This window comes from Okeania sp. KiyG1 (assembly GCF_014132355.1).
In the GTDB taxonomy this organism is placed as follows: Bacteria; Cyanobacteriota; Cyanobacteriia; order Cyanobacteriales; family Microcoleaceae; genus Okeania.
Window position 1 is genome coordinate 1 of record NZ_BLZO01000072.1, and the last position, 18,790, is coordinate 18,790.

Annotated in this window: 16 protein-coding genes and 1 pseudogene; 12 read left to right on the plus strand and 5 right to left on the minus strand. The window is 32.6% G+C overall.

The window, feature by feature from the left end:
* Positions 1 to 489: pseudogene (gene hemH, locus SAGCYANO_RS15540) on the minus strand (ferrochelatase); the annotation flags it as partial.
* A 327-nt stretch (positions 490 to 816) separates the two neighbouring features.
* Between hemH and SAGCYANO_RS15545 the strand changes: the two are divergent.
* The gene (locus SAGCYANO_RS15545; protein ID WP_202220915.1) at positions 817 to 1,455 is read left to right on the plus strand and encodes a class I SAM-dependent methyltransferase; all 639 of its coding nucleotides are present in this window, start codon (positions 817 to 819) and stop codon (positions 1,453 to 1,455) included.
* Positions 1,456 to 2,087: 632 nt separating this feature from the next.
* On the opposite strand, the gene SAGCYANO_RS15550 is transcribed toward SAGCYANO_RS15545, so the two are convergent.
* Genes SAGCYANO_RS15550 through SAGCYANO_RS15560 form a run of 3 tightly spaced genes read right to left on the minus strand, consistent with a single transcriptional unit; the run spans position 2,088 to position 3,192 of the window.
* Positions 2,088 to 2,264 carry a hypothetical protein gene (locus tag SAGCYANO_RS15550; RefSeq protein ID WP_237396201.1) on the minus strand — a complete coding sequence of 59 codons (177 nt, stop codon included), beginning with the start codon at positions 2,262 to 2,264 and terminating at the stop codon, positions 2,088 to 2,090.
* 5 nt (positions 2,265 to 2,269) lie between these two features.
* Positions 2,270 to 2,851 carry a hypothetical protein gene (locus SAGCYANO_RS15555; RefSeq protein ID WP_202220917.1) on the minus strand — a complete coding sequence of 194 codons (582 nt, stop codon included), beginning with the start codon at positions 2,849 to 2,851 and terminating at the stop codon, positions 2,270 to 2,272.
* Positions 2,782 to 3,192 carry a hypothetical protein gene (locus tag SAGCYANO_RS15560; RefSeq protein WP_202220918.1) on the minus strand — a complete coding sequence of 137 codons (411 nt, stop codon included), beginning with the start codon at positions 3,190 to 3,192 and terminating at the stop codon, positions 2,782 to 2,784. Before SAGCYANO_RS15560 ends, SAGCYANO_RS15555 begins: the two co-directional genes overlap by 70 nt.
* A gap of 263 nt (positions 3,193 to 3,455) precedes the next feature.
* On the opposite strand from SAGCYANO_RS15560, the gene SAGCYANO_RS47590 reads away from it, so the two are divergent.
* From SAGCYANO_RS47590 to SAGCYANO_RS15590, 7 genes are all read left to right on the plus strand, one after another.
* Positions 3,456 to 3,584, plus strand: a complete 129-nt coding sequence (locus SAGCYANO_RS47590) for a hypothetical protein (protein WP_255502566.1) — start codon at positions 3,456 to 3,458, stop codon at positions 3,582 to 3,584.
* A gap of 74 nt (positions 3,585 to 3,658) precedes the next feature.
* On the plus strand, positions 3,659 to 6,232 hold the full coding sequence (locus SAGCYANO_RS15565) for a helicase-related protein (RefSeq protein ID WP_202220919.1): 2,574 nt from the start codon (positions 3,659 to 3,661) through the stop codon (positions 6,230 to 6,232).
* Between the two features lie 684 nt (positions 6,233 to 6,916).
* Positions 6,917 to 8,053 carry a saccharopine dehydrogenase family protein gene (locus tag SAGCYANO_RS15570; RefSeq protein WP_202220920.1) on the plus strand — a complete coding sequence of 379 codons (1,137 nt, stop codon included), beginning with the start codon at positions 6,917 to 6,919 and terminating at the stop codon, positions 8,051 to 8,053.
* Between the two features lie 63 nt (positions 8,054 to 8,116).
* Positions 8,117 to 9,073, plus strand: coding sequence for a hypothetical protein (locus SAGCYANO_RS15575; protein ID WP_202220921.1), 957 nt, complete (start codon positions 8,117 to 8,119; stop codon positions 9,071 to 9,073).
* Between the two features lie 599 nt (positions 9,074 to 9,672).
* Positions 9,673 to 9,828, plus strand: a complete 156-nt coding sequence (locus tag SAGCYANO_RS15580; RefSeq protein WP_202220922.1) for a hypothetical protein — start codon at positions 9,673 to 9,675, stop codon at positions 9,826 to 9,828.
* A 526-nt stretch (positions 9,829 to 10,354) separates the two neighbouring features.
* On the plus strand, positions 10,355 to 13,957 hold the full coding sequence (locus tag SAGCYANO_RS15585) for an AAA domain-containing protein (RefSeq protein WP_202220923.1): 3,603 nt from the start codon (positions 10,355 to 10,357) through the stop codon (positions 13,955 to 13,957).
* Positions 13,958 to 13,963: 6 nt separating this feature from the next.
* Positions 13,964 to 14,551, plus strand: coding sequence for an AAA domain-containing protein (locus SAGCYANO_RS15590; RefSeq protein ID WP_202220988.1), 588 nt, complete (start codon positions 13,964 to 13,966; stop codon positions 14,549 to 14,551).
* A gap of 265 nt (positions 14,552 to 14,816) precedes the next feature.
* Here SAGCYANO_RS15590 and SAGCYANO_RS44785 read toward each other — a convergent pair whose 3' ends face one another.
* The gene (locus SAGCYANO_RS44785; protein WP_237396202.1) at positions 14,817 to 14,975 is read right to left on the minus strand and encodes a hypothetical protein; all 159 of its coding nucleotides are present in this window, start codon (positions 14,973 to 14,975) and stop codon (positions 14,817 to 14,819) included.
* A 113-nt stretch (positions 14,976 to 15,088) separates the two neighbouring features.
* Between SAGCYANO_RS44785 and SAGCYANO_RS15595 the strand changes: the two genes are divergently transcribed.
* From SAGCYANO_RS15595 to SAGCYANO_RS15610, 4 genes are all read left to right on the plus strand, one after another.
* Complete coding sequence (locus tag SAGCYANO_RS15595; RefSeq protein WP_202220924.1) at positions 15,089 to 15,706, plus strand: TetR/AcrR family transcriptional regulator; 618 nt, start codon at positions 15,089 to 15,091, stop codon at positions 15,704 to 15,706.
* A gap of 712 nt (positions 15,707 to 16,418) precedes the next feature.
* Entirely contained in the window at positions 16,419 to 16,592 is a 174-nt protein-coding gene (locus SAGCYANO_RS15600) for a hypothetical protein (RefSeq protein ID WP_202220925.1), read from the plus strand.
* On the plus strand, positions 16,593 to 16,856 hold the full coding sequence (locus tag SAGCYANO_RS15605) for a hypothetical protein (RefSeq protein ID WP_202220926.1): 264 nt from the start codon (positions 16,593 to 16,595) through the stop codon (positions 16,854 to 16,856). It begins immediately after the preceding gene.
* A gap of 130 nt (positions 16,857 to 16,986) precedes the next feature.
* Complete coding sequence (locus SAGCYANO_RS15610) at positions 16,987 to 18,516, plus strand: IMS domain-containing protein (RefSeq protein ID WP_202220927.1); 1,530 nt, start codon at positions 16,987 to 16,989, stop codon at positions 18,514 to 18,516.
* Positions 18,517 to 18,790: the final 274 nt, after the last annotated feature.

Here is an 18,790-nt window from a genome sequence, read left to right on the forward strand (position 1 = left end):
GATACCAAGAGGGAATAACGGTATATTCAGTGTTCTGTAATTCTGGGTCTTTTTGCCAGAGTTGATCGAGTAGTCTAAAGCTAGAACCGCTAGTACTGATAGAATATTGAGGATAAAGTGGCAGAATTACTAATCTTTCTATTTGGTCGCGCTTAATTCTAGCGAGAGCTTCTTCTGTAAAAGGATGCCAGTAACGCATTCCTATATAAGTTTGAACTGTTAATCCTTTTTCTTCTAACTGTTTTTCGATCGCTAAACCTTGCTGTTCGGTAATGGATCTTAATGGAGAACCACCGCCAATTTCTTTATAATTTTCCTGAGACTTTTGAAAGCGTAGGGTGGAAATTAGCCATGCTAAAGGCTTTGCAACCAAGGAAAGGGCAAACGAATAATTTCTGGGTCAGAAAATAAGTTGAATAGAAAGGGGCGAACATCTTCTAGTTGTTCTGGCCCACCTAAATTAAGTAATAAAACTCCAACACGACTCATTGTATTTACAAGGCTCCCATTTTAATATTTGTTACTAAATTTAACATATTAATATTTTCTTAAGTATATTTTCCAAGGAGTTAAGAGTCAACTACTAGCCCAAAATTAACGAAGTCAGAAGTCAGTAGGGGCGAATGGCCATTCGCCCGTACAGAAGTTATTTTTGTAACGGGGATTTGAGCAAGTCTCCAAAAATATTTCGCCAGTCAAGGCGGGGTTGCGCGACCCAATTATTTTGATAAAATTTATACACTTTTAATTTTTGACTTTTAACTTTTGACTTTTAATTTTTGACTTTTAACTTTTAACTTTTGACTTATTAATCTCATGGCAACAATTTTCAGAGACTGGAGCTACAAATATCAATGGTTATATGACGGTATTTCCCGTTTAGCAGCTCTTAGTGTTGGCGGAGAAACTAAGTTTCGCCAACTAGCTTTACAAGGTTTAACTATTGGGCAAAATACTCAGATACTTGACCTTTGTTGTGGTAGTGGTCAAGCAACTAATTTTCTGGTTAAATACTCTCAAAATGTTACAGGATTAGATGCTTCTCCACTATCAATAAATAGAGCTAAAAAAAATGTACCATCGGCTAGATATGTAGAGGCATTTGCTGAGGATATGCCATTCTCAAATAATCAATTTGATTTAGTACATACCAGTGCTGCTTTACATGAGATGAATTCTGAACAATTACGGCAAATTATCCAAGAAGTTTACCGCATTCTTAAACCAGGTGGTATTTTTACTTTTGTTGATTTTCATCGTCCGATAAATATTCTTTTTTGGCCTGGGTTTGCCATATTTTTATTGTTATTTGAAACTGAAACTTCTTGGGATTTTATTAATACAAATATATTGGAATTATTGAAAGAAGTAGGGTTTAATTTAGTAGATACTAACTCACCTAAACCTGTTTTATATGCTGGTGGTAGTCTGCAAGTAGTTCAAGTTCAAAAATAAAGTTTCTGTAGGCATTTCCTACGGACTGCTGCGCAAACAGCGGTCAGCTATCAGCTATCAGCGCTCAAGTTTGCTTTTTCTCAGATTGATTTAATCAAGGACCATTTCTACTTTCAAATTTACCGAAAAATTGTGGTATAAAGCCTCCCCTTTTAAGGGTATAAAAAGCGGTTGTAGCGCAGCTTCCCGGAGGGTGGGATGGCGTTTTGCTCCGCAACATGTAAAGCGGAGCGGCTCTGATAAGAGCGGGTCTCCTCGCCATATCCATGAGACCAAGAGAAGAAAAAATTTCATGATTAGTCAATCCTCTTCTTTTAACCCACATTCCGCACCACAAAATGTAGTAGAAAAAATAAGTCAAAAGTCATGCATTCAAAAGTAAGAAGTAAGAAGTAAGAAGTAAATTATAGTGGTCAATAGGAGTCAAGGATTCAGTAAGTGTTTATGCTGCCATAAGTAATCTGAGAATTTGACTCTCGATTGAGGTAAATGAAGATAATTTATATAGTATAAATACCTAAGCAAGCTACGGATTTTATACTTATTTTTATGTGACAAATTGAAGTGCGGAATGTGGGTTTTAAAGGAGAGGTAATTCTAAATTCGCGCATTCTAAATTCTAAATTCTTGAATTATCTTGGATTTTGATTACTCAGCAAAATAATTCCGATTCCCATCAATATCCAAGTTCCTTCAAAACCAACATTAATCCGGTGAGTTTTTTCTCTACTTAATAAATACTGAAATTCTCTATCTGATAATTCAAAAGCAGATTGTGCAAGTTGTTGATTAGCTTCAGTTAACCGCATAAAATCTAATGCTCCCCAATAGGTGGAGATACCAACAACAAAAATACCAATTCCTTTACCAAGTATGCGAAACATATGAGTTTTTCTCTACTTAATAAATACTGAAATTCTCTATCTGATAATTCAAAAGCAGATTGTGCAAGTTGTTGATTAGCTTCAGTTAATCGCATAAAATCTAATGCTCCCCAATATGCAGAGATACCAACAACAAAAATACCAATTCCTGTACCAAATATGCGAAACATATGAGTTTTTTCTCTACTTAATAAATACTGAAATTCTCTATCTGATAATTCAAAAGCAGATTGTGCAAGTTGTTGATTAGCTTCAGTTAACCGCATAAAATCTAATGCTCCCCAATAGGTGGAGATACCAACAACAAAAATACCAATTCCTTTACCAAATATGCGAAACATATGAGTTTTTTCTCTACTTAATAAATACTGAAATTCTCTATCTGATAATTCAAAAGCAGATTGTGCAAGTTGTTGATTAGCTTCAGTTAACCGCATAAAATCTAATGCTCCCCAATAGGTGGAGATACCAACAACAAAAATACCAATTCCTTTACCAAATATGCGAAACATATGAGTTTTTCTCTACTTAATAAATACTGAAATTCTCTATCTGATAATTCAAAAGCAGATTGTGCAAGTTGTTGATTAGCTTCAGTTAACCGCATAAAATCTAATGCTCCCCAATATGCAGAGATACCAACAACAAAAATACCAATTCCTTTACCAAATATGCGAAACATATGAGTTTTTTCTCTACTTAATAAATACTGAAATTCTCTATCTGATAATTCAAAAGCAGATTGTGCAAGTTGTTGATTAGCTTCAGTTAACCGCATAAAATCTAATGCTCCCCAATATGCAGAGATACCAACAACAAAAATACCAATTCCTGTACCAAATATGCGAAGCATAATTAACTGTTAAAATTATATATTTAGTTAACTTGAGTTCAATTCTGATTATAGTCAAAATTCCCAAAATATTACAACATTTGTTTTTGAGAATTAAAAGGTAGCAAAATTTTTCACTGGATGAAATCTAGTTTATTCTGTCTGTTAAAATTTATCATAATATTGTAGTTTGTAGGGTGAGTAAAAAAATAAAATTTATTGTTCTCAGCCAAAAAATTACTACTATAAAAAAACATGAAAATGCCAAAACCAAAGGTTGAACAATGAACAGAAAAAGTTTAAGTTGGTTTGAACCAGGTAAATCATTTCAAAACATTAGTGAATGGCTAGAAAAAGCTAAAAATAAAATTCGGATTGCTACAGTTTTTTTACTATCAAAGGATGGAATTTAATCCGTCGTTATACTAAAGGTAAACAAACCTATCTTTTAGTTGGTTTAGATGACCCAGGAGCACAACGAGCAAGAATGGCTCTAATTCAAGAAATAATGCGAGATTTACGGACAGGATTAGATAAAGATAGAAGAAAAGCAGTTATTGACCTTGTAGAAAAAATACAATCTCAGGAATTTGAAATTGTTGATGCTAGAGCAGCAGACCATCACAACAAACTTTATATTTCCGATGGAGAAGCAGCAATTCAAACCTCTTCAAATCTGACAGGAAAAGGTCTTTTGGAACAGGTTGAAGGTGGGAATATTATTAAGAATAAAATTGAAATTGCTGCTTTAGTTAGAGAATTTGACGATTACTTTAATAAAGCTCAAGATTTAACTCAAGAACTTCTAGAGATTTTATTGAAATGGTTGAAGTTTGATACACCGTGGGATATTTATCTCAAAACTATGTTGGCTTTTGAAAATATACAACCTCCTAAAACTCGTTACACAAAAAAACCAGTTTCTTATCAAATTGATATGATTGCCCAAACATTAAGGCAAATGCGAGACTTTAATGGTTCAATGATAGTTGCATCAACTGGATTAGGAAAAACTGTTGTTGCTGTTCATGTAGCTATACATTTAAAAGAAGAAGATTTGATTGACAATGTAATGATTATAGGACCGAAGGCAGTTTCTAGTAATTGGCAAAAAGAAATGCGAGAAGCAGGAATTTATTGTGAATTTTTTGTGCAAAAAATATTTGATAAGAAAAGTTCTGACGATGCTCATAGACTAGGGGTATTTGAAGAAATTTTAGAAGAGGTTGAACAGCAACGTTGGTTACTAATTATTGATGAGAGTCACGAATTTAGAAACCGTCATAAACAAAACTTGTTTAATATGATCAAAAATCCTCCAGAACGAAAGGCTTTTACTAGACTTAGAAAGTTAGTAGAAAAAGATAATGTTAAAGTTTTACTTCTGACAGGTTCTCCTTATGCTAAAGATATTAACAATATTAATAACCAACTCTATCTTCTACCTCATACAGCTAATAATCCCCACAAATTTGACTATTTTTTGAGTGTTTTACCAAGTCATAGAGATTTATTTCATGAAGAAACTAAAAGTGTAAAAGTCTGGTCTGTTGAAAACACAGATGAATTTATAGAACTTTCAGTAGTGAGTCAATTAACAACTCCTCACGTTGCTAAATATTATGGTCAAAAGGATGAACAAGGAACTTATATAAACTTCGGCGATGAAAAACGTTATATTCCTCATGTAGTTCTTCACACTATCAATTTTCCACTAATTTTTGAAGCTAAATTAACTGAAGCGATAACCCAAGGATATTTCAAAGTTAATTCTAGAAATCCTATGTTTAAAGATGTATTTAACAAATTAGTAAAAGTTTCTTGGGCAAGTTCTCCTTTAGCACTTCAAGGAACCCTAGAAAGTATTGCGGATACTCCAGGAGGAGACAATAGTTATAAACTTGGCAAGCTAAAATTTAGTTTTTCTCGTGAAGATAGAGAAGAAATTTTAAGACCAATCATTACTAAGCTTAAAAATTTGAATTACAGTAATGATATAAAAATCATGGCTTTATCAATTATTCTTGGACAAGCATTAGAAAATCAGCAAAAAGTAATTATTTTTTCGGAAAGAAGAGCAACTGTTATTTATCTATGTCAGAAGCTGAAATTAATACTTCCTTCTTTAAAGATTGCAGCTACTATTGAAGAAAGTGAAAGTGAAGAAAAATTCAAGATGAAGGATAGTCGAGAAATTGAAAAAATGATTAAACAATTTGCTCCTCATGCTAACAAAAAAGATGACGAATATTCAGAAAATCATGAGGTTTTTATTTCTACAGATGCTCATGGTGTGGGTATAAATATGCAAGATGCCTCAGTTGTAATTAATTATGATATTGATTGGACTCCTATTGGACCAGTACAAAGAGCAGGGAGAATTTTACGTTTCTGGCACTTACCTCGTACTGTGGAAATTTACACTTTTGTACCAACACTTACTAATCAAAATAAACCAACGACAATTAATTATGATTTAGTAGAAATTCAAAAGCGATGGAAAAATTTAATGTCTCGCCATCAAGAATCAAAAAAAGTGATTGACTTGCCTGTTTTAACTACAGAGGTAACACAAGAAGTAAATGTTTCTGAAATGGCATCTCAAGTCACAATTAAATCTGGAGAAATGGATTTGAATGCTCTGGCAAATTTAGAAATTTCTCCTTATTATCAACATACTGCTAAACTACAGCAAAATCGAGATTATGCTGAGACTTTGGCAGATGATTTAATTAGTAGTAAATTATCTTCAGATAAAGAACCTTTACTTTATATGCTACTGTTTCATCAAAACAAATATCATGGTATTTTTTACAATCCTAATACTAATAATTTGACTGAGCCTGAAATTGTCACAGTCTTAAATAAAATTGCTTGTGATGAAAATACCCCAACAGCTAATGTTAATTACGATGAAATAGAAGCTCTAAGCAATATTTGTCTTGAGCTTTGGTGTGAGAATAATCAAGTTTCTCCAGATGATGTCGAGCGAATTTGTACCTTGTATCTTAAACCAGAAAGTGAAGAGGATAATTTAACAGAATTACTATTGAAAAATTAATCCAATTAATCAGTTGGATTCTTCAACAATTAGCATACTTTTTGTAAGTACTTCCTGCAGAATGCTGCGCAAACAGGTATTAGCGGTCATAACTATTAGTTGACTAATACCAGTTTTATATGAGGTTGCATAGAATGATGAAATTCATTAAATCTATCTATCTTTATCTACGCTTACCTGCGGTCAATTATGCTTTAAATATTGTAAGCATTTCCTGCGGACTGCTGCGCAAACAGCTATTAGCAGTCAGCTATTCCTAGGTCATGCGGAGCAAACAGCTTTTTAATAAATGAAGTAAGCATTTGCTTAACTTCTACGACATTTTTAACCCATAAATTGAAGCACAAGAACAGCAAGCTTAAATTGTCCACTAAAATTAATAAAGCTGTTTGCGCAGCATTCCGTAGGAATAGCTGATAGCTGACTGCTGTTTGCGCAGCATTCCGCAGGAAATGCTTACTAAATATTATTCTATGCAGCTTCATTTCAATTTGGTATAACAGCTCTTTTATAAGAAGCACTGCTTAGGTATTAGCTTTTATTTATACTTTTAGTTTTCGCTTCATCTGTCCATACTAATTTACTGTCTAGCATACAATGATTTAATAACTAATGGCTGATAGCTGACTGCTAAATGCTGAATGCTTAGTACTTTTGATTAAATTAAACATCAATTAACTAAAGATGACCAACCAAGTTTTAATTATAGGTGGATATGGCAGAATTGGTAGTAGTGTTGCTAGAGATTTAGCTACTTATACTGACTCAGAAATTACTATTACCGGACGTAAACCAGAAGCAAATATCAAAGAAATTCCTATTCCTGGTGTTAAATATTTAGCTCTAGATTTAACAGACAAAGAAAGAGTGAAAAATATTATTCATTCCTACAGTAAATCTTCAGAAAATTTAGTAATTCATTGTGCAGGTCCATTTCATCATCGCGATACTAATGTTCTGAAAAATTGCATCGAAGCTGGTGTTAATTATGTTGATGTTAGTGACTATCGAGGGTTTACTCGTAAAGCTTTAGAATATTCTGGAGCTGCGAAAAAAGCTGGAGTTACAGCAATTATTAATACAGGAATTTTTCCCGGAATTTCTAATAGTTTGGCTCGTCAATCAGTAGAACAATTTGATGAACCAGAGGAAATACATTTAAGTTATGTCGTAGGTGGTTCCGGTGGAGCGGGAGTAACAGTTATGCGGACTACTTTTTTAGGTTTACAAAATTATTTTGATGCCTGGATAAATGGTAAATGGCAATCTATTAAACCTTATAGCGATCGCCAAGTTATTGATTTTCCTAAACCCTACGGAAAAATAGGTGTTTACTGGTTTGATATGCCAGAATGTTTGACTTTGCCGACTTCTTTTCCGGTGAAAACTGTAACTACAAAGTTTGGTTCATTTCCCGATTTTTATAATCATCTGACTTGGATGACTGCTCATTTATTTCCTGTTAGTTGGTTAAATAATTCATCGGTAATAGAATTTTTGTCTCAAGTCAGTTATAAAATGACTCAATTTACAGATAAATATAGTGGTACTGGTGTCGCAATACAAGCGAAAGTTATTGGTAAAAAGTCAGGGAAAAAAGCTGATTTTTGCTCATCAATCATACATAAAGATACTGCAACTGTTACAGGTATTGGTGCTGGAGGTATTGCCGAATTAATTTTGTCTGGGAAATTGAATAAACCGGGTGTTTGGTCTGTGGAAAATAGTTTGTCTACAGAATTATTTGAAGAGGTAATGAAAAGTCGAGGATTTGTGAAAATATGTGGTGATAAGTCTGTGGTTTATCAACTGGAAAGTTAGGGATATTTCGGTATAATTAATATTGTTGTAAATTCACTAGCCAGAAAGCTAGTTTGTAGAACTATGTATATCGACTTTAACAAGTATGACTATTCTTTGATAGATGAGAGTGAAAGAAGTCTATATATTGAGAGGGATAAAGCAGCATATAGAGAAATTATTCTAGAATGGTTCAATAGTAAAGTTGATGAGATTGTTGAAAGAAAGTGGTTAATTGAAGATCTTCAATATTTAGCATCAGTAAGCGATTTTATCAAACTTTTAAAAGAAGCAGAAAATTTATTTGAGCTTGGTTTTTATACTGGCTGTATTGCACTTACAAGTATTTCAGTTGAAGATTTTACCAAATTTTTAGCTACTCAATTGGGAGTAGAAAAGTTGGTTGATAAAACTCAGTTTGAGAGAATAAAAGGTCTCAAAAAAGAAGGTCTGATTAAAGAAGATATTTATGATAGTCTAGATTTAATCAGAAAAATCAGAAATGATTGTCTACACTACAATCAATATTTCAATAAAAAAGCTAATGATGAATTAAAAAGTGATGCTATAGAAGTTTTAAACTTATTCAAGAAAATTCTCCAAGAGTTGATTGGTTTTCCATCAACCCCAGAAGTAAAAATTGATAATTTTACGAAAGTTTTGGAGGAGGCAGCAAAGCAGTTTATGTCAGAAAATAATGAGTCTGTTAAAAACTTTGAGGACATGATATTAAAGCTGAGAAATGCGGCTTCAATTCTTCTGGGAATGCCTATAGCTTTTCATCCAGATATAAAAATAGTTATTTATTCAAGAGTTTATAAAGTCTGGGAAATCGATCTAGACATTAATCCTCCAGAAATTACCCTTGAAGATGTGACTAATAGCTTACCAGTTTTTGTGGACTTACAAGAAAAAGACAAACAACTTTTAGAAAGGGAAGGAATTAAAAAAGATGATATTATTCAGGCAAAAATTATATCGGAAGTGAGCAACACTGGTCAGACAGAAGCTTGGAAGTTTCTACACCTACGCAAGATGTGAATTATGAATCAGAAAAAACTACTTGGCAAAACAATATCATATATGTACATTTAATGTATATTTCATATATATTTATACCGTAATTTAGTAGATTAAATCATTAGTTTAGTTCTTGTTTATCGGCATTTAGGACGGGTTTAATTACCAATCTTCTCGGACTTATAAATTATAGAATCTAATCTATCGTAACTTCTCCTTTAGAGATTGTGGCTAGGACATCTATAACTTTTGGCATTAAAATTTTCAAATCTACTAAACGATTTGAAGGTGCTTTTCAATAATTGATAATTGATAATGGATAATTGATAATTACCTCTCCCTAAAAGGAAGAGGATTGAATAAAAGGAAAATTTTTTCTCTCTTGGTCGATTGGATATGGCGAGGAGACCTCGCCATCCCTCGACCGCTTGTTTCCCCTTGAAAGGGGAGGCTTTAAACCTAAATTATTTAATTATTTAATTATTTAATTCTTAATTCTTCGGTAAAACAATTACTGCAATATCGAACTGTGGTAAATATAATTGAAATGATAAGTTGTGGTCAACTTTAATAAACACAATTTGATGTGTTTCTCCAAGAGCAAGAAAATAAAAATTATTATGTCAGACCATCAAACCAGTTATACAATTAACTCAATGCTAGGTCGCCTCTATTTAAAAAACGAGGTTTTTCAGTCATTAGACCTGGAAGCTCAACAATCTATTGTTAAAGATATTTTGAAAGAGTCATACAATTCAGATGTCAATCTTGGTTAAATTTTGAGTAATGAATGTTTTTCAACATACCAATAAACTGACGAAAAAAGAACAATTAGCACAATCTTTCAAATCTGTTATTACTGTGGAAAAGTTAAAAATAATGTAGAAGATTATGGTGAAAAATATAATAGACAAGGTTTTTATCTAGATTGTGCTAATCAAGTATTGTCGGCAGATGAAATAGAGGAAAGAAAAGCAGATTAAAAGTAAAAAAACTTTGTGTCAAATGTAAGCATTCAGCTGAATGGTTACTCTCAAATTGAGATATTTTAATATTGAATAATCAATTGATACATTCATTCAAAAGAATCTTCATTATTATTTGAACGGGTAATGAAAAGTAGAGGATTTGTGAAAAATTATGGTGAAAAATCTGTGGTTTATCAGGTAGGAAATTCAATATAGGTTGATAGTTATATGACTATAATAACGATTTGGTATAAATTGAGTTATAATTTCTGATCGTAGGCGTATTGCATTAGGCTAAAAATCAAAATACTTAATTAACAAATAAATTATTATTATGTCAACAAAAAAACTATCAGTTCGAGCTACCGATATTGCTGAATATATTCGTTATCAATCATGCGATCGCCGATTTAAGTTAAAATATAACGATTATGAATTTGCTAAAAAAGATATTCCTTTTTCTAACTTAATTTTTGCTACTTCTTTAGACCCAGTGCTGGAAGAGGAAGGTCGAAGAAGAGAGAATGAATGGGAAACTTCGCTGCAAAAAGATAGCTTTCTTGACTTAACTAAAATGAGTCAGGACTCTGACCAAGAAAATCAACCAACTGAATGGAATGACTTTGTTGAAAAGCTGAAAAATTTGTCAGAAAAACAAAAAGCTTATGGACGAGAAATTTCGATAGAAGGCACTCTGGGAGAGTTTAATATTTATGGACAAATTGACTTTGTAGTTTTGCTCTGGGAAAACGATGAACCAAAATTACGATTAGTTGAAGGTAAAGCATCTAGAAAAGACCGGACTTATCATCAAGTACAGGTTGGTTTATATCAGATATTGGTACGTCAGTTAATAAGAAAAAATTCAATCAATATTTGTGGGATAAAACTCAAACCAGAAAATATAGAATGTGTTGTAGTTCGGATTGATGAAAATACTAATAAAAGTCAGGATATTATTAAATCTCCAGCCTTAAATCTAGATACGATAGAGACTGATATTAATCGTCTTTTAGCATCTGATGGCGTGTTAAAGCGGATAGTTGAAATGGACTTATCTGATTTAGATTATCAGCTAGACCAAAAATGTAGTGACTGTACATTAAGCGTTCATTGTTTAGCTGAAAGTGCTAGAGAAAAACGTATAGAATTGTTAGGAATAGACTCATCAATTGTCAGGGTATTGCATAAGGTGGGTGTTAACAATCTTGATGATTTATCTGAACTTGATTTAGAAGGAACTCAAGCGATTGAAATTCAAAAAGATACAAGTTTTACAGAGAATTTAGAGTTACTTAAATTAAAAGCAAAAACTCGTAAACGGACTCTTCCTGATGGAAATTCTAATCCAGATACCTATGAAGTAGAAGCACTACCAAAATATTCAGGTGAAAGTCAACTTCCCGAACATATTATTAATGGGGAAAGTCTGATTCGAGTATATCTTACCGTTGAATATGATTATGTCGAAAATAGGATAGGTGCCCTAGCAGCTCATGTTACTAAAAGTCAGGGAAAATTAGACCCAAAATTTGAGAAAAATGAAAATTGTAAATGGCAACCCGACCCTAAAATTAAGGAGTATATAGAAACAGGAAAAGATGACAACAATAAAACTGTTTACCAATCAAAAGAACTTGAAGGGAAAGATGTAATTAAGTTCAAAACATCGGCATGGATGGGAGAATATAAGGAAGACAATGGTTCAGAAAAAGAGTTAATACAAGGATTTTTATTAGAATTAGTAGATACTATTGCCGAAGTTGCAGAAACAGAACAAGCTCCGATTCATTTTTATGTTTGGTCACGTCAGGAAATGACCCAATTAGTTGAAGGTTGTTCTCGCGTTAGTTCTCAACTTCTAAGTCATTTGCGGGAGTTACTTGGTTGTCGAGAAAGTTTAGAACAACTAATTTATTCTTGTCTTTATGATGAAGTAGATCGTCGTTATGCTTTGGGATGGACAGGAAGAGATTTAGCGGTTGTAACTTCCCTTAAATGGTTTGGCAGACGTTATCATTGGCGACGCAAAATTAACGGAAAAATTGTTAATTTAGATAGAGCTTTTTCTCAAGATATATTTGACTTTAAAAATAATTTAGAGATAGAAAGTAATAATCAATGGGCTACTTCAAAATCAAATACTGACAATATTCGTAAACATCCTTTTGAAGTGAGACTAAGATATTTTAATTCTTTTAGTGCAGCATATTGGCGTGCTTATTGGAGAAAACTTCCTGACCCTAATGACCCAAAAATTAAAGCCAAATTAAAAAAATCTATCGAACGTTACAACGAAGCACAAACACCAAATTATTTAAAAGAATATTTTCGCGCTCGTACTCATGCTATTAGGTGGGTTGAAGAGGGAATTAGACTGAAAAATTCCGAGATTAAAAAAGAATCTTTGACTATTGCTAATTTACCAGATTTTAATTTAGGTGTAGATAATGCTGCTCAAGCAGGAATAGATTTTCTCCGTTTAGACCAGCACGTTAAAGTAACAGATTGGATTGCTAATAATTTAGTTCCACCTATCTATCGTATTTCTTCAGGCCGAACAATACCTGTTAGAAATATAGAGTCATATAATAATAGGTTAACAGCAGAAATTAATCTTGATGGATATAGTATTACTCCTGAACTTTTACAAGCTAATTGTACAATTGGTGAAGGTTCTTTTGTTAGGCTTAGTCCTTGTTATGAAAATCCACATAAAGGTCAAACAATTAATCAACTTTTGCGTGGTGGAAGTACCTGTATAGTAAATGAAATAAATTGGAATACTAAACAGATAGAACTATCTCCTATTTTTAGCCAGTCTGATAGGTATAGGTTATTTAGTAATTCTTATAGTAATAGAAATCAAGAACAAATTTTTCCAAATGCTACTCTTGATGAAAGTCCCTCAGATTTTATAGCTGGAAAAGTCGATGAAAAATTACAGAATACTCAAGGAAATCATGTTTGTCGATGGTTAGCTCCAGAAAACCCTAAAATTCCACCACAAATTACTCCTTTAGAAAATGATTTAGAAAAATATCAAAATTTTCTTAATTCCTTACCATTAGCAAATAATAAAAAGCTAGATGATAAGCAAATAGAAGCAATAATAAATGGATTAAAAACTAGGATTCAACTTTTACAAGGTCCACCAGGTACAGGTAAAACAGAAACAACAGCGATCGCTACTTTTTTAAGAATTTTGGCACGAAGTTCTCCTGGAGATATTGTTCTTATTACTGCCCATACTCATCAAGCTGTAGATGAATTACTCTTACGTCTAGGTCGCCTTTTACCTATTTTGAATCAACACGCTACTAATCTAAACTTAAACTTATCATCAATTCAACTAAGCAGAGTCGATCCTAAAAATAAAGAGGATTTTCAAAATACAAATGTTAATTCCTTCTCTTCTAAACCTTGTGTCAATAATGTTAATAAAATGCGCAAAAAGACAGTTTTAGTAATTGGAGGAACAACCAATGCAATTTTAAAGATGGTTAATGAATTGAACCAAAGAAATAATTTTTTAAAAGATTATCCCCAAGGTTTTCAAACAACGACTCTTATTGTTGATGAAGCAAGTATGATGGTATTTCCTAACTTTCTAGCATTAGCTACATTAGTCAAAAATGATGGTGAAATAATGTTAGCTGGAGACCATCGACAACTTACTCCCATTATTACCCATGATTGGGAAAATGAAGACCGCCCTCCTGTAGTATCTTACCAACCTTACGTTAGTGCATATCAGGCAATTCAAAACTTAAAAGAAAACTCAGATACTCAAATTCCTGATACAGCAATATTATGTTCAGCTTTAAATTTTACCTTCCGTTTACCGCCAGTTATTCGCGAACTTATTGCACGTCTTTATAGCAAGTTAGATAATATTCAATTACGAGGTAAAGAAAAAGATAAAAATATAGAATAAAAAGAAATAAATGGAACTTGGGAAAAACTTTTACAAGGAAATAGAGGTCTTTATCTTGTTCTTCATTCTGAGCGTAAGTCAAGACGTAGTAATCAAATAGAGGTAGAAATAATTAAACAAATTATTGATGCAGGTGGAGAAATTACTGATGGAAGTATCGGAATTGTTACCCCACATCGTGCCCAAAGAACTCTACTTAAAACAGAGTTAGCAGATTATTATGAAAATGCTATTGATGTGATAGATACTGTAGAAAAATTCCAAGGTGGCGAACGTCCAAATATAATTGTTTCTGCTACAGCAAGCGACCCGTCTGCTATTAGTAAAAATGTCGAATTTATCCTGAATCTTAATCGCTCAAATGTAGCCTTTTCTAGAGTTCAAGAAAGATTAATAGTTGTTTGTTCTAAAACTATTTTAGATTATATTCCGGCAGAATTTGAACATTACGAAGAAACAATGTTATGGAAATCTTTACGTTCCCAATGTTCAGAGCTTATTTTTACTGAAACTATTAATGAATATAAAGTAGAAGTTTTTACCCCTCCTTTAGAGCAAATAACTAAAAATTTAAATAATAAGGAAAGTCCATAATAGTGTTGTCAAAATAATAATAATTATTAGATGGTGTATTTTTCACAAAAGGTGGGAAATCTGTAGAATTGAACTATATAAAAATACTAATGGCTAATTTTCAACAATTAATAACTAATAATTAACAATTACCTCTCCTTGAAAAGAAGAGGTAATTCTAAATTCTAAATTCTAAATTCTAAATTATTGAAGGCTAATTAATCTTCCTTTACTAATATTAGCCATTAGTACTGAAAACTTTGATACTCAAATACTACTAGCAACATTATTCTGACTTAGCAGTAACTTTGCCTTCTTTGTGGGAGCGATCGCCTACTTTTTCTATCCAGTTAAATAACCGCTTTGAAACTTTTAGTTTACCGTTAATAATTGTGTCAGATAAGACGATTGTGCTTGCCAATATGGAGATACAAATTATACTCATATTACTAATTCTATACTTAGACTAGACCGTATAGTTTGATTATATTTATAATATATAACTAAAAGTTTGATAATGTCAACTCAGAAAGAAAAAAATCTCAAGGAAAAAAGCTAATGACCAAAATCAAGAGGCTGAAAAAACACGGCCAGGGTGCTGTCAACAAAGCAGAACAAATATTAAGAGGAGCAATACCAGAATTTCTGAAGAATGGTTATGCTTGTACGAGTATGGACAAAGTAGCCAAAGCATCAGGGGTATCGAAACAGACACTATATAGTCATTTCACAGATAAAGAAGGATTATTCAAAGCCTTAGTCAAGCGAGTAGCTACCAAAAAATTTAATTTTGTCTGGTCACAACCACTTGAAGGAGAACCGGAACAAGTATTGCGCAATTTAGCGGATAGATTACTCACAGAAAATATTCATGATACTGAATATTTAGAATTTGTCAGATTAATTATTGCTGAGTCAGGAAAATATCCAGATTTATCCAAATTATTTTTAACTCAAATAGCAAAACCAGCAGTAGAAATTCTGACAAAATATTTGCAAGAACATCAAGAATTAAACCTTGACGATCCAGAAGCAACTGCTATAGTTTTTGTTGGTTCTTTAGTATATTTTATTCTGAATCAAAAAGTACTCCATGGTATGGAAGTAATGCCAATGGAAGCTAGCCCTTATATTGATAATTTAGTAGCTTTAATTTCTAGGAAAGACAGAAAATAGCGTTATGTGCAACTCAAAAGTTAAAAGTAATCTCTGAGAGAATTTTTCCTAAGAAAAGAGGGAGTTGGTAAGCATTCAGCAGTCAGCTATTAGCTATCAGCTTTATTAATTTTAAAGGAGGAAAAAGCAATTGAGAGATTTCAAATAATTAAAAGTATGTGTAATACCAATTTGAAAAAAGAATGTTACGAATAATAAGTGCACTACCAAAAATTTGCAGGAAATGTTCCTTTGACAAAAAAGAGAATTTATGACCTAAAAACTGGTATTAAATCTATTCCCATACGACTCCTGACTCCTGACTCCTGACTCCTAAGAAGTACCCTATCTATTTGTAGCAAACATTTATAAAATTGGTATAAGAGTACATTAGTTAACTTTAATAGTCTATCGAGCCACATAGTTCATAAAAAAGCTGTTTGCGTAGCATTCCGCAGGAAGAGCTGAACGCTAATAGCTGAATGCTTACGGGAGTTGGGAGTTGGGAGTTGGGGAAAACAATTCATAGTTTATGTACGATAATTAATTTGATTTTTTTATTATTGGAGATGTCTAATTAGCTAACAGGTAACAGGGAGACAAAAGGATTATATAAATCGGCAAAACCTATGTTTATGGCTTTAATCTTCACAGTAGTATAATTGTGCTAGTATAATTTTACTACTATTGTATTGTGTAAATTTAAAATATGCTTAAACTGAGTAATTATTATATGAAAGCTTATATTAAGCTAGAAGGAAATGCTACTAATGATGATTCTAAAAGTTTGAAGGAACTTGCTAATCTTATTAGGAAAGACTGCGACCTGTCTGTAGAAATTGAAGAAACAAAGCCAGAATCTGGAGGTAAAGATGGTGGTTTAGCAATAGCAATAGCGATCGCCTGATTGGCCGTAGCTACTATTCAAACTTTAATCTCTGTTTTCCAATACTGGCAATCAAAAAGACCTAAGTATTCTTTATTTATCACTTTTCATAGTCCAGCTCGGAAAGAAACTTTATTGCTGGAAAGTTCATCAACACAAGAAATTCAAGAAATGATATCTCTACTGAAGTCTCAATCTTTCCCTAAGTATGAATATATCGAAGTTCAAATATCAAAACATCATTCAACAATGAATAATTATTCATTATTAATTATTCATTATTAATTATTCATTATTAATTATTAATTATTCATTACCTCTCCTTGAAAAGAAGAGGATTGACTCAAAGGAAAAACTTTTTCTTTTTTCCCCTTAAAAGGGGAGGCTTTAGACCACAATTTATCAGTAAAGAACAATGTCAGAAGACCTTCCAAAAAGAATTGCTTTAGTCTTGAATTCCTTAACTGGTGAAGAACTCAAAGGAGGAAAACAAGATGTTTCCAGAGTTTACTCTATTCTGACAGTTCCACAAAAGGGGATGTGTCTAGATAGTGGATCTACAGCAGTATACGACTGTGAAAGTAGAGGCAGCTTTGAAAAAATTTTGAGGTCTATTCTCAAAGGTTGGAATATCAAAACTCAGCTAGTATTCTACTTTTCAGGACATGGAGATATTAGGAATTATCTGTATTGTCTAAAAATGGGGTTGGATAATTCAGAGTGGTATCCGTTCAAAAATTTAATGAATGAGTTAGACTTAGCAGGAGTTAGACGTGCCATTATTATTCTTGATGCTTGTCATAGTGGAGCTGCTCTTGAAGGAAGCAAAAGTTTAGGTAATAATATGTTTAACTCTATAAAATATGATATTCCTCAAGGAATTACTATTATTGCTTCGTCTCTAGAGACTCAACAAAGTAAAGAACTACCGGATGGTTCGTCCGGAGTGTTCACCGAGATTTTTTGCACGGGTATTGAAACAAGTCTTGATGGAAAAGGAACAAATGATGGAAAAATTTATGTTGAAGATATTGTTAGTTATATTAATCATAAATTAGAAACAGAAGAACAATACTCAAAATTTGTGCAACGTTCAGTGTTTTCTCTAGATAGAGCTGAGAAAAAAATTTGGATTGCTAAAGGGAAAAAGAGGGAAAATTCTACAGCTTTACATAGTCAAGATTCTCTAGAGAATGAAATAGAGAAAATAGTTCAGAAATACGTTACTAAGTTTGTTCAAAGTCAAGGTAATAGGACTAATTATCGGGTTGCTGACTTAACTAAATTTGTTAAAGATAATGTTCAGAATGAAGTTGGTGCATATATTGACTTAAAGCTAGAGAAGGAGCTTAAACACTTTCCTAATGCTACTCTAACTCCTACTCCCCCTCCTCCGCAACGACAGTCGAGTTTAAATTGGCGAACAGCAGCTATCATTAGCGGTGTAATTGGAGTATTGAACTTAGCTGGTTTGGTTTTAAGTAACTATCAAAATCAACAACTCAATCAGATTTTTGTAATAGAACCAACACCTACACCATCTCAGCTACCACTAGAGGTATCTATTTCACAGGAGAAAGCTGTTAATTTGCTTCGGAAATACTTAGAAACAAAAAAAGTAATGTTTGCTCCACCCTATAATCGTCAAATTCTTGCTGAAATAGGCACTAGCGAGTTCTATAAAAAAGCAACTGGTACAATAGATTGGTTGCAAAGCAATGGTGCATACTATCGTTATAATGTACAAAAGATTGAAAGTGTTGAGGAGTTTATTTCACAGGGTAACGTAGCAACAATTAAAGTAAATCTAACGGAAGATTACACCCTTAATAATTCGGACGGTTCAATTGACAGAAGTAGTAAGAATTTTAAAACTATAACAGTGATCTACAACATAAGACTGATTAATGGAAACCCGAAAATTTATGACTCTAAAATAATTTAATAAAAATGAATTTGTTTAAAAACTGAGAAATTTTAGTTTAAAAACGGTTAAAGTTTATCCTAAATGCTGTTTCTGTTGCTATAATAATCGTTTTGTTTGGAATGGTAGTCCTACAGTTTTTACCTGAAAATTCGTCATTTGATATCATATATACAGCATATTTCGGGCAAATGATGTACAGGGTAAATGGTGAAAACCATGTAGCGTGGGCATCTTGCCTGCGTTTAGGCATCTTGCCCGCGATGGGTGTACCTCACCAAGGTGGAATCCGCTG